This window comes from Mesorhizobium humile (genome assembly GCF_033977215.1).
Lineage (GTDB): Bacteria > Pseudomonadota > Alphaproteobacteria > Rhizobiales > Rhizobiaceae > Mesorhizobium > Mesorhizobium humile.
In genome coordinates this window covers 168,278-183,164 of sequence record NZ_JAVIIV010000001.1, presented here as the reverse complement: position 1 = coordinate 183,164, position 14,887 = coordinate 168,278, and the positions used below count along the sequence as shown (strand labels likewise).

The 14,887-nt window shown below is 66.3% G+C and carries 11 protein-coding genes; 6 read left to right on the top strand and 5 right to left on the bottom strand.

Translation table 11 applies throughout. The features are described 5' to 3' along the window. From tsaE to RFM52_RS00875, 6 genes are all read left to right on the top strand, one after another. Complete coding sequence (tsaE, locus tag RFM52_RS00900) at positions 1-1,512, top strand: tRNA (adenosine(37)-N6)-threonylcarbamoyltransferase complex ATPase subunit type 1 TsaE (protein WP_320293982.1); 1,512 nt, start codon at positions 1-3, stop codon at positions 1,510-1,512. Next, positions 1,509-2,231, top strand: coding sequence for a nucleotidyltransferase family protein (locus tag RFM52_RS00895; protein WP_320293981.1), 723 nt, complete (start codon positions 1,509-1,511; stop codon positions 2,229-2,231). The genes tsaE and RFM52_RS00895 overlap by 4 nt, the downstream gene beginning before the upstream one ends. Continuing rightward, the gene (addB, locus tag RFM52_RS00890) at positions 2,228-5,362 is read left to right on the top strand and encodes a double-strand break repair protein AddB (protein WP_320293980.1); all 3,135 of its coding nucleotides are present in this window, start codon (positions 2,228-2,230) and stop codon (positions 5,360-5,362) included. The genes RFM52_RS00895 and addB overlap by 4 nt, the downstream gene beginning before the upstream one ends. Next, the gene (gene addA / locus RFM52_RS00885; protein WP_320293979.1) at positions 5,359-8,871 is read left to right on the top strand and encodes a double-strand break repair helicase AddA; all 3,513 of its coding nucleotides are present in this window, start codon (positions 5,359-5,361) and stop codon (positions 8,869-8,871) included. The genes addB and addA overlap by 4 nt, the downstream gene beginning before the upstream one ends. Before the next feature lie 74 nt (positions 8,872-8,945). After that, positions 8,946-9,269: a thioredoxin gene (gene trxA / locus RFM52_RS00880; RefSeq protein ID WP_320293978.1), complete on the top strand. Its 324-nt coding sequence runs from the start codon at positions 8,946-8,948 to the stop codon at positions 9,267-9,269. A gap of 131 nt (positions 9,270-9,400) precedes the next feature. Further along, positions 9,401-9,682: a cupin domain-containing protein gene (locus RFM52_RS00875; protein WP_320293977.1), complete on the top strand. Its 282-nt coding sequence runs from the start codon at positions 9,401-9,403 to the stop codon at positions 9,680-9,682. Positions 9,683-9,689: 7 nt separating this feature from the next. Here the strand turns inward: RFM52_RS00875 and RFM52_RS00870 are convergent, their stop codons facing one another. The 5 genes from RFM52_RS00870 to trpB form a co-directional block, all read right to left on the bottom strand. Further along, entirely contained in the window at positions 9,690-10,109 is a 420-nt protein-coding gene (locus tag RFM52_RS00870) for a VOC family protein (RefSeq protein WP_320293976.1), read from the bottom strand. A 52-nt stretch (positions 10,110-10,161) separates the two neighbouring features. After that, a complete protein-coding gene (locus RFM52_RS00865; RefSeq protein WP_320293975.1) occupies positions 10,162-11,487 on the bottom strand; it encodes a bifunctional folylpolyglutamate synthase/dihydrofolate synthase in 1,326 nt (441 codons plus the stop codon). Between the two features lie 236 nt (positions 11,488-11,723). Beyond that, entirely contained in the window at positions 11,724-12,650 is a 927-nt protein-coding gene (gene accD, locus RFM52_RS00860; RefSeq protein ID WP_320293974.1) for an acetyl-CoA carboxylase, carboxyltransferase subunit beta, read from the bottom strand. 95 nt (positions 12,651-12,745) lie between these two features. Then, positions 12,746-13,585, bottom strand: coding sequence for a tryptophan synthase subunit alpha (gene trpA / locus RFM52_RS00855; RefSeq protein WP_320293973.1), 840 nt, complete (start codon positions 13,583-13,585; stop codon positions 12,746-12,748). A gap of 2 nt (positions 13,586-13,587) precedes the next feature. Beyond that, a complete protein-coding gene (trpB, locus tag RFM52_RS00850; protein ID WP_320293972.1) occupies positions 13,588-14,838 on the bottom strand; it encodes a tryptophan synthase subunit beta in 1,251 nt (416 codons plus the stop codon). Positions 14,839-14,887 lie beyond the last annotated feature (49 nt).

Genomic DNA, 14,887 nt, shown 5'->3' with positions numbered 1-14,887 from the left:
ATGGCAGGAACGGTGCTGGAGCGTTTTCTCGCCGACGAGGCGGCAACGGCAAGGCTTGGCGAGGACCTCGCCATGGCTTTGCGCGCCGGCGACGCGATCGCGCTCAACGGCGATCTCGGCGCCGGCAAGTCGACGCTGGCCCGCGCGCTGATCCGGACGCTTGCCGACGATACCGGCCTCGAAGTGCCGAGCCCGACCTTCACGCTGGTGCAGAGCTACGAGACGCGCGTTCCGGTGCATCATTTCGACCTCTACCGCCTCTCCTCACCGGACGAGCTCGACGAGCTCGGCCTCGACGATGCGCTCAGCCAAGGCGCGGCGCTGGTCGAATGGCCGGAACGGGCCGCAGACCGATTGCCGGCAAGCGCGCTGTGGGTCGACCTTGCCGAACATGGCGAGGGCCGCGTGGCAAGGCTGTCGGGGCAGGGGCCGGTCTACGAACGCGTCGCTCGATCGCTGGCCATGCGCGATTTCCTGGCCTCGGCCGGATGGGGCGAAGCCAGCCGCCGCCATTTCGTCGGCGATGCCTCCGCCCGCTCCTACGAGATCGTCTCGTTGCCCGGCAAGGCGCCGCGCGTGCTGATGAACTCGCCGCGCCTCGTGCTCGGGCCGCCGGTGCGCGACGGCAAGCCCTATGCCGTGATCGCCCATACGGCCCAGTCCGTCACCGCCTTCGTCGCCATCGACCGGGCGCTGCTTGCGGCCGGCGTCAGCGTGCCGGCGATCCATGCCCAGGACCTCGACCAGGGCTTTCTGCTCATCGAACATCTCGGCTCGGAAGGTTTCCTCGGCCGCGACGGCCAGCCCATCGCGAAGCGCTACGAAGCGGCGGCGGAACTGCTGGCCATGATGCATGGCAAGGCTTGGCCCACGCGCATGGAAGCGGCACCGGGCGTATTCCACGATGTGCCGCCTTTCGATCGGGAAGCCATGCTGATCGAGGCCGACCTTTTGGTCGACTGGTATGTGCCATGGATCACCGGCGATCCGGCAAACGACGCTTTGCGGGCCGGCTACCACCAGGTATGGAATGCCCTTCTCGACCGCCTTGCCGGCAGCGAATACACGCTGATGCTGCGCGACTTCCATTCGCCCAACATCATCTGGCGGGCGGAGCGGTCCGGCCTCGACCGGCTCGGCATCGTCGACGTGCAGGATGCGCTGATCGGGCCGGCGGCCTATGACGTCGCCTCCTTGGCCATGGATGCGCGCGTTACCGTCTCGCCCGAGATCGAGCGACGGACGGTCGCGGCCTATGTCGCGGCCCGGCACGCGGCCGGCGCGTTCGACGAGGCCGGCTTCGCCGAGGCGTATGCGATCATGGCGGCGCAGCGCAATTCGAAGATCCTCGGTATCTTCGTGCGGCTCGAAAAGCGCGACGGCAAGCCTTACTATCTGAAACACCTGCCGCGCATCCGCGACTATCTGAGGCGGGCTCTGGCGCATCCGGCGCTGGCTGGCCTGAAGGATTTCTACATGGCCCACGGCCTGCTCGAGGAACGGGTCCCATGAAGCCGACGACCGCGATGGTGCTGGCGGCCGGGCTTGGCAAGCGCATGCGGCCGATCACCGACACGATGCCGAAGCCGTTGGTGAAGATCGCCGGCAAGACCTTGCTCGACTGGGGGCTGGACAGCCTGGAGGCCGCCGGCATCGCCAAGGCGATCGTCAACGTGCACTACCTGCCTGAGCAGATCGTCGCCCATGTCGCCGCTCGGCGCGCACCGAAGATCGTCATCTCCGACGAGCGCGAGGCGCTGCTGGAATCGGCGGGCGGCATCGTCAAGGCGCTGCCGCTACTGGGCAGCGAACCGTTCTACATCATCAATGCCGACACCTTCTGGATCGACAGCGGCCAACCCAGCCTCGAGCGTCTTGCCCTTGCATGGGACGCCGCCAGAATGGATATTCTGCTGATGCTTACCGATCTCGACTCAGCCACCGGGCATTGCGTCGGCACCGATTTCCTGGCGGCGCCGGACGGTGCGCTCACGCGCTCGAAAGGCGACCCCGCCGGCCTGATCTATGCCGGCGCCGCCATCATCCATCCGCGCATCTTCAAGGATGCACCCTCCGGCTCGCATTCGCTCAATGTCTATTTCGACAAGGCGATCGGCGCCGGGCGCCTGTTCGGCATAAAGATGAACGGGCGCTGGATCACCGTCGGCACGCCGGACGCGATCCCCGCCGCCGAAGCGGCGGTGGCCGGCGCGCTCGCGAAAGCGGTATGAGCGGCGCGCGCCGCGTTCTTTCCATCCCGCCCGGAGCGCCGTTCCTGCCGACGCTGGCCGGAGCATTGCTCGACGGGCGTCTGATCCCCGGCTTCCGCTTCGACGGCGATCCGCTGGAGCTCGCCGACGCCACCATCTATGTGCCGACGCGCCGCGCGGCGCGGGCGCTGCGCGGCGCCTTCGTCGACATTCTCTCTGAAATGGACGGGGGAAAACGCTCGGCCATCCTGCCGACGGTGCGGCCGCTCGGCGAGTTCGACGAGGACGAGGCGGCCTTCGACGCCGAGGCGGCACCTGCAATAGAGCTTGCGCCGCCGATCGCCGCGCAGGAGCGGCTGTTGTTGCTGGCGCCGCTGGTGCGCGCCTGGAAGGAAAACCTGCCGGCGCATGTCAGAGAGCGGTTCAACGAGGAATTCGTGGTGCCGACCTCGGCCGCCGACGCCATCTGGCTGGCGCGCGACCTCGCCCGGCTGATGGACGAGATCGAGACCGAAGGCACGGACTGGGCGAAGCTCGCGACGCTGGTCACCGGCAATCTCGCCGGCTGGTGGCAGGTGACGCTCGATTTCCTCGGCATCGTCACCGACAACTGGCCGGACCTGCTCAAGGAGCGCGACCGCTCCAATCCGGCCGCGCATCGCAGCGCGCTGATCCGGCTGGAAGCGGCGCGGCTGAAGCGCAATCCACCGGCCGGACCGGTGATCGCCGCCGGTTCGACGGGCTCGATCCCCGCCACCGCCGAACTGCTTGGCGTGATCGCCGGACTGCCCAATGGCGCGGTCGTGCTGCCCGGGCTCGACCGCGAGCTGGACGACGCATCCTTTGCGGCGATCACCGCACCCGGCGCGCGCCCGGCAACGCTCGGCCATCCGCAATACGGCCTCGCCAAGCTGATCGGCGGCATTGGCATTGCGCGCCGCGATGTCGAGGACGTCGCCGCCGCGCCGCCGCCGCTTGCGCTGCGCGCGGCCCTTGTCGGCGAGGCGCTGCGGCCGGCCGAAACCACCGAATATTGGACCGAGACGCGGCCCCGCTTCACGGCACACGACATCGAACGGGCGCTTGCCGGCGTAACGTTGGTGGAAGCGGCGAACGAACGCGACGAGGCGGCGGCAATCGCCATCGCGTTGAAGCGCGCCGTGGAGATCCCGGGCAGGCGCGCCGCACTCGTCACCGGCGACCGGGCGCTGGCGCGGCGGGTTTCGGCCGAGCTTCTGCGTTTCGGTGTCGTTGCCGACGATTCCGGCGGCGCGCCGCTCATCAACACGCCGGCCGCCAGCCTGCTCAGGCTCGCGCTGAGCGCGGCGTTCCGGCCCGGCGATCCGGTAAGCCTGCTGTCCTTGCTCAAGCATCCGCTGCTTGGGCTCGGTTTGGAACGCGAGATCGTGCGCAAGGCGGCCGAACTCGTCGAACTGGTCGCGCTGCGCGGCGGCACCGGCCGGCCCGATGTCGCCTCGCTCGGCGCGCTTTTCGAGACACGGCTCGCCGAGCTGAGCGGCGACACAAGGCAGCCTTTCTGGTTTTCGCGCCTGACCGTGCGCGGCATCGAGCAGGCGCGCGGCATGCTTAGCCGCCTTACAGATGCGCTGTTGCCGCTCACCGCGATGCGCGACGAGAACGGCGCCGACATCGCGACGCTGACGCAGGCGAGCGTCGTCGCGCTGGAGGATTTGGGCCGCACGGCCGATGGCGGTCTGGCCGGCCTCTATGCCGGCGATGCCGGCGACAAGCTGGCCGAGTTGCTGCGCGGACTGGTGGCGGCGGCCTCGCCCTTCACCTTCGCCGCTTCGGAATGGCCCGACGTGATGGAGGCGCTGATCGCGCCGGAGACGGTGAAGCCGGCGCAAGGCACGGACCGCAACATCGCCATCTGGGGCGCGCTGGAAGCCCGATTGCAGAACGTCGACGCGCTGATCATCGGCGGGCTCAACGAAGGCATCTGGCCGCGCAAGCCCGAGAGCGACCGCTTCATGTCGCGGCTGATGAAGACCGGCATCGACCTCGAGCCGCCGGAACGGCGCATCGGCCTTGCCGCGCATGATTTCCAGATGGCGACGGGCGCCGGCGAAGTGGTGCTGACGCGGTCGGCCCGTTCGGGCGACGCGCCGGCGGTGCCGTCACGCTGGCTGCAGCGCATCCTGACCTTCATCGGCAAGGAACCGGCGGCAGCGCTGCGCGGGCGTGGCGACGCGCTGCTTGGCTGGGCGCGCGCTCTCGATGCCGGCGAGAAGAAGGATTTTGCCCCTCGACCGCAGCCCAAGCCGCCGCTCAGCATGCGCCCGCAGCATTTTTCGGTCACCGAGATCGAGACGCTGCGCCGCGACCCCTACGCGGTCTACGCGCGGCGCATCCTGGGGCTTTCGCCGCTCGAGCCATTGATCCGCGATCCAGGCGCCGCCGAGCGTGGAACGCTGTTCCACGAGATTCTGCATCTGTTCTCCCGGCGGGTCGAGGATCCAAGGGCACCGAATGCACTGGCAAGCCTTATCGAAGCCGGACGGATTTGCTTTGCCGACGCAAAGCTTCCGCCTGATATCGAGGCTGTCTGGTGGCCGCGTTTCGAAAAGCTCGCCGAAAACATCATCGAATGGGAGCATGGCCGCGCCGATGCGGTCACGCGACGCTACGCCGAGGAACGTGCCGACAAGACGGTGGTCGGCCGCACCGGCGTGACGCTGTCCGGCTATGCCGACCGCGTCGACCTGCTTGCCGGCGGCATGGCCGACATACTCGACTACAAGACCGGCTCCTCGCCCTCGAAGGCGCAGGCGCATACGCTGCTGGCGCCGCAGCTTGCGTTGGAAGGCGCCTTGCTCAGGCGCGGCGCCTTCAAGGAGCTCGGCATTCGCGAGCCATCGCAGCTTGCCTTCGTGCGGCTGAAGCCGAATGGCGAGGTGTTCGAGGAATCGATCCTCGAATACAACCGCAAGCCCCGCACTGCCAACGATCTGTCCGAGGAAGCCTGGGCGCGGCTGGAGCGGCTGCTGTTCCATTATGCCGACCCGACCACCGGCTACCTGTCGCGCGCGCTGCCGTTCCGCGAGGGCGAGGCGGACGGCGACTACGACCATCTGGCGCGCGTGCTGGAATGGTCGGCCGGTGGGGCCAGCGAAGACGAGGCGGACGGATGAAATATCCGATCCCCTCCGATACCGCCGCCAGCCAGGCGCGCGCCTCGGATCCCGCCTACTCCGCCTGGGTGTCGGCCAACGCCGGCTCTGGCAAGACGCATGTCTTGGCGCAGCGCGTCATCCGGCTTCTGCTCAACGGCACCGATCCGTCGAAGATCCTGTGCCTGACCTATACGCGGGCGGCCGCCGCCAACATGTCGAACCGCGTGTTCTCGACCCTGTCGGAATGGACGGCGCTGCCGGATGCGGAGCTGGCGATCAGGATCGCGGCGCTGGACAGCCACGGCGCCGACCGCGACATGATGCGGCGCGCACGGCGATTGTTCGCGGAGGCGCTGGAAACGCCGGGTGGGCTGAAGATCCAGACCATCCATGCCTTCTGCGAATCCGTGCTGCACCAGTTCCCGCTCGAAGCCAACATCCCGGCGCATTTCGAGATGCTCGATCCGCAGATGGAAGCCTCGCTGTTCGGCGATGCCCGCCGCGACATGATCTCGGGGGCGGGCGCCGGCGTCGAGGGCCTGGCGGAGGCCTTCGCCACCGTGCTGGAACGCGGCGGCGAGTTCGGGCTCGACACGCTGCTTGGCGAAATCGTCGGCAAGCGCGACGAGCTGCGCGATTTCATCGCCAAGCTCGGCAAGGATCGGGATTTCCGGCCGCTGTTCGCCGAATTCAACTTCAGGCCCGGACAGACCGCCGACGACATCGCCGCTTCGCTGTGGCCGCTGCCTGGCTTTGGCCCCGGCCAGTTCGCCGAATTCACCCAGGCCGCCGAGGCCGCCGACGCGCGGCAGGTGCTGAACAATGTCATCCCCTATGCGCGGGGAGCGTTCGCCGAAGCCGACCCGATCCGGCGGTTGCGGCTGCTGGCGAAGGCCTTTCTCAAGGCCGACGGCGACCCCTATGAGCCGCCCAAGATCTTCAAGAAGGCGCTTGTCGACCGGCTGCCGGATCTGCCGGACCGCTATCTGGCCGCGGCCAAGGCGATCCTCGAGGTAACCGACCGGCTGGCGCTGTTCCGCATGCTGGAAGGGACTGCCGCGGCGCTGACCGTCGCCGGCTGGCTGATCGCGCGCTACGAGCAGCTGAAGCGTGGGCGGGGCTTCCTCGACTTCAACGATCTCATCACCCGCACCGTCAGCCTCCTGTCGCGGCCCGATGCCGGCCCCTGGGTGCAGTTCAAGCTCGACCAGGGCATCGACCACATCCTGCTCGACGAGGCGCAGGACACCAGCCCGGACCAGTGGGAGGTCGTGAAGAAGCTGACGGAAGAGTTCTTTGCCGGGCTCGGCCAGCGCGAGGCGGTGACGCGCACGATCTTTGCCGTGGGCGACGAGAAGCAGTCGATCTATTCCTTCCAGGGCGCGGCGCCGGATTCCTTTGCCGAAAGCCGGCTTTTGTTTGCCGGGCGCGTGCGCGATGCAGAAGCCGCCTTCGCCAATCTCAAGCTCACCTGGTCGTTCCGGTCGAGCGACGACGTGCTGGCCGCGGTCGACCGTGTCTTCGCCGAACCGGGTGTCAGGCGCGGCATCAGTCACGACCCTGACCCTTTGAGCCATAAGGCGATCCGCAATGACGCGCCGGGCTATGTCGAGGTGTGGCCCTCGGTCGGCGCCGAAATGGTCGAGGAGCCTGACGACTGGACCTTGCCGGTCAACCATGCCAGCGCGCCGGCCGTGCGCGTCGCCGAGCATGTCGCGACGACCATCCAGAACTGGCTGCGCAATGGCGAGGTCATCGAAGGCAAGGGCAGGAAACTGACCGCCGGCGACATACTCGTCCTGGTGCGCAAGCGCGACCGCTTCGTCCATGCGCTGTCGCGCAGCCTCAAGAACCGGCAGATCCCGGTCGCCGGCGCCGACCGGCTGAGCCTGCCCGGCCATATCGCCGTGCAGGACCTGATCGCGCTCGGGCATTTCCTGATCCAGCCGGAAGACGATCTTTCCTTGGCCGCGGTGCTGCGCAGCCCGATCCTCGAGGTTCCTGAGGAAACGCTGCTGGCGCTCGCCGGCTCGAGGCCGAAAGGCCAGTCACTGATCGCATCGCTGCGGCAGCACGCGGCCGAGGATGTGGCCCTCGCCGCTGTCGTTAGCCGGCTCGATGGCTGGGCGAGCGAAGTGGCGTTCAAGCCGGTGTTCGAATTCTATGCCGCGATGCTGGCGCGTGACGGCTTGCGCCGCAAGATGACGGCGCGGCTCGGACCCGAAGCCGGCGACATCCTCGACGAGTTCCTGAGTTTTTGCCTGGCCGAGGAACGCACCGGACTGCCGGGGCTGGAATCCTTCCTGTCGACGCTGGAGAATGCCGGCCCCGAGATCAAGCGCGAGATGGACCAGACGCGCGACGAGGTCCGGGTCATGACCGTGCATGCCGCCAAGGGCCTGGAGGCGCCGGTGGTTTTCCTGGTCGATGGCGGCTCGGCGCCGTTCAGCGACCAGCACCTGCCGCGGCTGATGCCGTTCGAGAGCTCGGGCGGGCAATGGAAAGGCAAGGGCTATCTGTGGCGCTCGGCCAGTGACGTCGCCAACGGCATCTCGAGGGCGGCTTCGGTCCGAGCGCGCGAACTGGCGGACGACGAATACCGGCGGCTGCTCTATGTCGGCATGACACGCGCCGAGGACCGGCTGATCGTCTGCGGCTACCACGGCAAGCGTCAGCCCAGCCCCGGCACCTGGCATTCGATCGTCAGCCGCGCGTTGCTCGGTGCGCCCGAGAGTTCCGAGCGACGGCATCCCGCGACGGCCGAGGTGACGGTGCATCGCTTCCACATGACCAGATTGCCGCCGGTGGCGCCGACCGGCGTCGACAAGGCTGGACTGTTCGAGCACGCCGCGCCGCTGCCGGACGGCCTGTTTCGGCCGCTGCCGCCCTATGAGGAGTTGCCGCGACCGCTTTCGCCTTCCGGCGCCTCGGCACTGATCGACGAAGCGAAGGACGCCGTCCCCGACACACGCTCGCCGGTGCTCGATGCCGCCGCCGAACCCGGCTTCGCGGTCATGCGCGGCCTTGCCCTGCACAAATTGCTGCAGATGCTGCCCGGCATCGCCGAGGCGGATAGGCGGAGCGCGGCCGAACGCTATCTGGCGCGCGCCGGCGCCGGCTGGCCCGACGGCGAGCGCGACAAGGCGCTGGAAGCGGTGCTGTCGATCCTGTCCGATAGCCGCTTCGGCACGCTGTTCTCGCCGTCCTCGCGCGCGGAAGTCGCGGTGATGGGCAGCCTCGAGGTGAAGGGCAAGCTGCGCTCGATCTCCGGCAAGATCGACCGGCTGGCCGTCACGCCGCAAAAAGTGTCGATCGTCGACTACAAGACCAACCGGCCTGCGCCGACCAGTCTGGCCGAAGTACCACCGGCCTATATGCTGCAGCTTGCGCTCTACCGCGCGCTGCTTCAGCCGCTCTATCCGGGCCGCGAGGTGACGGCGGCGCTGCTGTTCACCGAGGCGCCACGCCTGATCGAGCTGCCGGCGGCGGCCATGGACGACGCCCTTGCCCGACTCACGGGAGCGTGACACAAGAACTGCTTGAACATCGCCACCACAACCACCACATTTGGTGCAACCCGAGTTTTCGAAAGGATTTCAGCATGGCCACCGTCAAGGTCGACAAGGGCAATTTCCAGGCCGATGTGCTCAACGCCAAGGAGCCGGTCGTGGTGGATTTCTGGGCCGAGTGGTGCGGTCCGTGCAAGATGATCGGTCCGTCGCTGGAAGAGATCGCCAACGAGCTCGGCTCCAAGGTCAAGATCGCCAAGCTCAACATCGACGAGAATCCCGAGCTTGCCGCCCAATTTGGCGTGCGCTCGATTCCGACGCTGATGATCTTCAAGGGCGGCGAATTGGCCGACATGAAGGTGGGCGCCGCGCCGAAGACCGCGCTGTCGCACTGGATCAACGGCAACCTCGCCTGAGCCAATCCGAATATTCAATGAACGAGCCCGGCCGTCGCGCCGGGCTTTTCTTTGGCGCCATCGCTCATGGCGCTCTGGCCCTCGCACGCAGGCACGTCATACTCTCTGCTTCAGAAAAAAAGGAGAGCGCCATGACCGGGACAGCCAAGGCCACAGTTCACGTCGACAATGAGCGCGTCATCGTCACCGAGTACCGGTTCGCGCCGGGCGCCAACACCGGCTGGCACCGCCATGGCCACGACTATGTCGTCGTGCCGTTGATGGACGGCAAGGTGAGGCTGGTGACCAAGGACGGCGAATCCTTTGCCGAGATGAAGCAGGGGGCGCCCTATTTCCGCCGGGAGGGCGTCGAGCACGACGTCATCAACGCCAATGACGGCGAATACGCATTCATCGAGATCGAGCTGAAATAGCTGTCGCTCACCAGTCGGCGATGCGATCGCCGCCGGTGAATTGGGCGCTTCTGTCCGTATACTCGAACAGCTCGATCTTCACGCCGTTGGGGTCGCGGACCCAGGCCTGGTAGGTGTCGTCGCAGGCGAACTTCTTCGGCGTGACCTCGACGCCTTTCGATCGGAAATGGGCGATGGCTGCATCGATGTCTTCCACCTCAAGGCACAAGTGATTGATCTGGTTCGCCTCGCTGTAGCGGGCCTCGCTCTTCTCGAACACCTCGACATGGCTGCGGCCGCCGCAATCGAGATAGAAGCCGAAGATCCTGCCGTCGCGCAGGAAATTGAACCGTGTGTCCATGCCGAGCACGTCGCTGTAGAAGCGTCGCGTCGCCTCCAGGTCATGCGCGAAAATGCAGACATGGGCGAGCTGCTTCACCTTGATCATGGCCGGTTCCTTTCGGCCCCCGCCGAATCCGCAGCGCTATCTTGAATTGGCTTTAAGTCGGCGGCGTGCCGTTCTCGGCCAGCACGGCGCCGGCAAAATAGAGCGAGCCGCCGATCAGGATGCGCGGCGCCGGGCCGTCCCAAGAGTCGCGCAACAGCATCAGCGCGCTGGCGACCGAGCTGACCGGCTCGGCCGACAGGCCGGCCTCTTCTGCGCGCAAGGCCAGCTCGTCATTCGGCACGCCGGCATCGCTGCTGGTCACCGGCACAGTATAGACATGGCGGGCGAGGCCCTTGAAGGCGCTGAAATAGCCGGTCTGGTCCTTGGTGTTGATCATGCCGGAGATCAGCACCAGCGGCCTCGGGTTCTTTTCCTCCTGCTCGGCCAGGGCCTCGGCGATGACGATGCCGGCGCCTGGATTGTGGCCGCCGTCCAGCCAGATCTCCGCGCCCTTCGGCGCGAGGTCCACCAGTTTGCCCTGCGTCAGCTTCTGCATGCGCGCCGGCCAGGCGACATGGGTCATCGCCCGTTCGGCGGCGCGATGGCTGATCTCGAAGCCGGCCGCCTTGACGGCGGCGATCGCCGCCGCCGCGTTGGCGTATTGATGGCGCCCGGGCAAGCGCGGCGAGGGCAGGTCCATCAGCCCATCCTCGTCCTGATAGACCATGCGGCCATTCTCCTCGAAGGCGAGGAAATCCTGGCCATAGACCACGGTCGGGCAATCCAGCCGCTCGGCCGTCTCGATCAGCACCTGGAGCGCGACATCGCTTTCCTGGGCGCCGATCACCACCGGGCAGCCGCGTTTCATGATGCCGGCCTTCTCGGCGGCGATCAGCTCGACGCGGTCGCCGAGATAGGCTTCGTGGTCCATCGATATCGGCATGATCACCGAAACCGCTGGCTGCCTGATGACGTTGGTGGCATCGAAACGGCCGCCAAGGCCGACCTCGACGATCGCCGCCTCCGCTGGATGCTCCGAGAACAGGATGAAGGTGACGGCGGTGAGGATCTCGAAGACGGTGATCTTCTGGCCGCCATTGGCCTCGGCGACGCGCGCGATGGCCTCGGCGAAGACGTCGTCGTCGACGAGCTTGCCGCCGCCTTCGGCCGCCAGCCTGTAGCGCTCGTGCCAGTTCACCAGATGCGGCGAAGTATGGACGTGGACGAGATGGCCGGCCGCTTCCAGCAGCGCGCGGGAGAAGGCGGCGCAGGAGCCCTTGCCGTTGGTGCCGGCGATGTGGATGACCGGCGGCAGCCGGTCCTGCGGATTGCCGAGGCGTTCGAGAAGCCGCGTGACGCGATCCAGCGAAAGGTCGAAGCCTTTCGGATGCAACGTCATCAGATGTTCGATTTCGCGTTCGGCGGAAAGCGTTGTCATGGCGGAATCCTAGAGCGGTTCATCATTTCATGGAATGCAGAACCGCTCTCTCTTTTTGTTGACGCAATTCCGAACGGAAAACCGTTTCACACTTTTCCTGGAATTGCTTTGGCGCACGGCCTCGAAACCGGGAATCGGTTTCGGAACGGCCATGCGCAAATCAGAGGCTACAGCACAGAACGGACGGCGCAAATCGCGGTTCGCGGCGAGCGATGTCGCGTCAGACCGATATCGCGTCAGGCTTGCGGCCGCGCCTCGGCATTGACGATCGCCGGCGGCAGGATCTCCGGCTCCAGCGGCTTCTCGGCCTCCGGCATCTTGAGCAGCATCTTCAACAGCCGGGAAATGGTCTGGCGCATTTCGAGCCGCGAGACGACCATGTCGACCATGCCGTGCTCCATCAGATACTCGGCGCGCTGAAAACCGTCGGGCAATTTCTCGCGGATGGTCTGCTCGATGACGCGCGGGCCGGCAAAGCCGATCAGCGCGCCGGGCTCGGCGATCTGGACATCGCCCAACATGGCGTAGGAGGCGGTGACGCCGCCGGTGGTCGGGTTGGTGAGCACGACGATATAGGGCAGGCCGGCTTCCTTCAGCCGGTCGACGCCGACCGTGGTGCGCGGCAATTGCATCAGCGACAGGATGCCTTCCTGCATGCGGGCGCCGCCGGAGGCGGCGAACAGGATCAGCGGCCGCTTGCGCTGCAGCGCAACCTCGAAGGCATGCACGATTGCTTCGCCCGCGGCCATGCCGAGCGAGCCGCCCATGAAGGCGAAGTCCTGCACGGTGACGATGACCGGCAGCCCGTCGATGGTGCCGGCGCCGTTGAGGATCGCATCCTCGAGGCTGGTCTTGGCCTTGGCCTCCTTCAGGCGATCGGTGTAGCGCTTCTCGTCGCGGAACTTCAGCGGATCCTGGACGACCTTGGGGTTTTCCAGCACCTCGTATTTGCCGTCGTCGAAGAAGTATTTCAGCCGTTCCTTGGCCGAGATCTTCATGTGGTGGCCGGACGCCGGGATGACGAACTGGTTGGATTCGAGATCCTTGTGGAAGATCATTTCGCCGGTCTCGGGATCCTTGATCCAGAGGTTTTCCGGCATATCGGTGCGCCGGCCGAGCATCGAATTGATCTTCGGGCGGACGTAATTGGTGATCCAGTTCATGGCTTCGGCTCCTGTCCTGGAAAGGACTTCAAGCAATTCCAGGAAAAGTCTGTGGCGGTTTTCCGGCCGGAATTGCTTGAGAACAAATAGTCAGGCTATTCGGCGGCAGCAAGGCGGGCCGAGCGGACGCCCTGGGCGAGGCCGCTGACCAAAGTGGCGACGGCCTCCGCCGGATCGGCTGTTTTCTCGCCTTTCGGCCCCAGCACATTGGCGATCGCATTGACGATCGCCGTGCCGACCACGACGCCGTCGGCCGAGGCGCCTATGACACGCGCCTGCTCGGCGGTCTTGACGCCGAAGCCGACGCAGACCGGAAGTGCGGTATGGCCCTTGATGCGCGTGACCGCCGCCGAGACCTTGGTGGTGTCGGCGAGGGCCGAGCCGGTGATGCCGGTCATCGAGACGTAGTAGACGAAGCCGGAGGTGTTTTCCAAAACCTTGGGGAGGCGCTTGTCGTCGGTGGTCGGCGTCGCCAGGCGGATGAAGTTGACGCCGGCTTTCAGCGCCGGAATGCAAAGCTCCTCATCCATCTCCGGCGGCAGGTCGACGACGATCAGGCCGTCGATGCCGCTTGCCTTGGCATCCGTGAGGAAGCGGTCGACCCCATAGATGTAGATCGGATTGTAGTAGCCCATCAAAACGATCGGCGTCTCGTCGTCGCCGGCGCGGAATTCGGACGCCATCTTCAGCGTCTTGGCCAGCGTCTGGCCGCCCTTCAGCGCCCGAAGACCCGCCGCCTGAATCGCCGGACCATCGGCCATCGGATCGGAGAAGGGCATGCCGAGCTCGATGACGTCGGAGCCTGCGCCCGGCAGAGCCTTCATGATGGCCAAGGCGGTGTCGTAATCCGGGTCGCCGCCCATGAAATAGGTGACCAAGGCCGGGCGGCCTTCGGCCTTGAGCTTGGCCATGCGGCGGTCGATGCGGGTGGTCATTGTCAGATCTCCATGCCCAGCATGTTCGCCACCGTGTGCACGTCCTTGTCGCCGCGACCGGACAAATTGACGATGACGATCTGGTCCTTGTCCATCTTCGGCACGATCTTCACCGCATGGGCGATGGCATGCGCCGATTCCAGCGCCGGAATGATGCCTTCGACCCGGGTGGTGAGCTGGAAGGCTTCCAGCGCCTCGTCGTCGAGGATCGGCACATATTCGACGCGGCCGCTGTCGCGCAGCCAGGAATGCTCCGGACCGACGCCCGGATAATCGAGGCCGGCCGAGATCGAATGACCGTCGAGGATCTGGCCGTCGGCATTCTGCAGGAGATAGGTGCGGTTGCCATGCAGCACGCCCGGCTTGCCGGCGTTCATCGAGGCGCAATGCTCGACGCCGTCGAGGCCGCGCCCGCCGGCTTCGATGCCGATGATGCGGACGTCCTTGTCGTCGAGGAAGGGATGGAACAGGCCGATGGCATTGGAGCCGCCGCCGACGGCGGCGATGATGACATCCGGCAGCCGGCCCTCCTGCTCCAGTATCTGGGCGCGGGCTTCCGTGCCGATCACCGACTGGAAGTCGCGCACCAGCTCCGGATAGGGATGCGGGCCGGCGGCGGTGCCGATCAGGTAATAGGTGTCCTCGACATTGGTGACCCAGTCGCGCAGGGCCTCGTTCATGGCATCCTTCAGCGTGCCGTGACCGGCGGTGACCGGCCGCACTTCGGCGCCGAGCAGCTTCATGCGGAACACGTTGGGGCTCTGGCGGGCGACGTCGGTGGCGCCCATGTAGACCACGCAAGGATAGCCGAAGCGCGCCGCCACAGTGGCCGAGGCGACGCCATGCTGGCCGGCGCCGGTCTCGGCGATGATGCGCTTCTTGCCCATGCGCTTGGCGAGCAGGATCTGGCCGAGGCAATTGTTGATCTTGTGCGAGCCGGTGTGGTTCAGGTCCTCGCGCTTGAAATAGACCTTGGCGCCGCCCCCGAGGCCCTTCGCCGAGGAAACGTCACGAAGATGTTTCGTCAGGCCCTCGGCGAAATAGAGTTTTGACGGCCGCCCGGCATAGTGGGTCGACAGGTTCTGCAGCTCGGCCTTGAACTCGGGATCGGTTTTGGCCTTGTTCCACTGGTCCTCCAGATCGAGGATCAGCGGCATCAGCGTCTCGGCGACGAAGCGGCCGCCAAAAATGCCGAACATGCCCTGCTCGTCGGGTCCGGTGCGGAAGGAATTGGGCATTGCCGGCTTGTTCATCGCCGATCTCCTAAATCTTGACTTGCGAGCCTGTCCTTGTCGGAAAACC

Coding starts and splice junctions, on each gene's coding strand:
- tsaE (WP_320293982.1), top strand. CDS start 1: ATGGCAGGAACGGTGCTGGAGCGTTTTCTCGCCGACGAGGCGGCAACG.
- RFM52_RS00895 (WP_320293981.1), top strand. CDS start 1,509: ATGAAGCCGACGACCGCGATGGTGCTGGCGGCCGGGCTTGGCAAGCGC.
- addB (WP_320293980.1), top strand. CDS start 2,228: ATGAGCGGCGCGCGCCGCGTTCTTTCCATCCCGCCCGGAGCGCCGTTC.
- addA (WP_320293979.1), top strand. CDS start 5,359: ATGAAATATCCGATCCCCTCCGATACCGCCGCCAGCCAGGCGCGCGCC.
- trxA (WP_320293978.1), top strand. CDS start 8,946: ATGGCCACCGTCAAGGTCGACAAGGGCAATTTCCAGGCCGATGTGCTC.
- RFM52_RS00875 (WP_320293977.1), top strand. CDS start 9,401: ATGACCGGGACAGCCAAGGCCACAGTTCACGTCGACAATGAGCGCGTC.
- RFM52_RS00870 (WP_320293976.1), bottom strand. CDS start 10,109: ATGATCAAGGTGAAGCAGCTCGCCCATGTCTGCATTTTCGCGCATGAC.
- RFM52_RS00865 (WP_320293975.1), bottom strand. CDS start 11,487: ATGACAACGCTTTCCGCCGAACGCGAAATCGAACATCTGATGACGTTG.
- accD (WP_320293974.1), bottom strand. CDS start 12,650: ATGAACTGGATCACCAATTACGTCCGCCCGAAGATCAATTCGATGCTC.
- trpA (WP_320293973.1), bottom strand. CDS start 13,585: ATGACCACCCGCATCGACCGCCGCATGGCCAAGCTCAAGGCCGAAGGC.
- trpB (WP_320293972.1), bottom strand. CDS start 14,838: ATGAACAAGCCGGCAATGCCCAATTCCTTCCGCACCGGACCCGACGAG.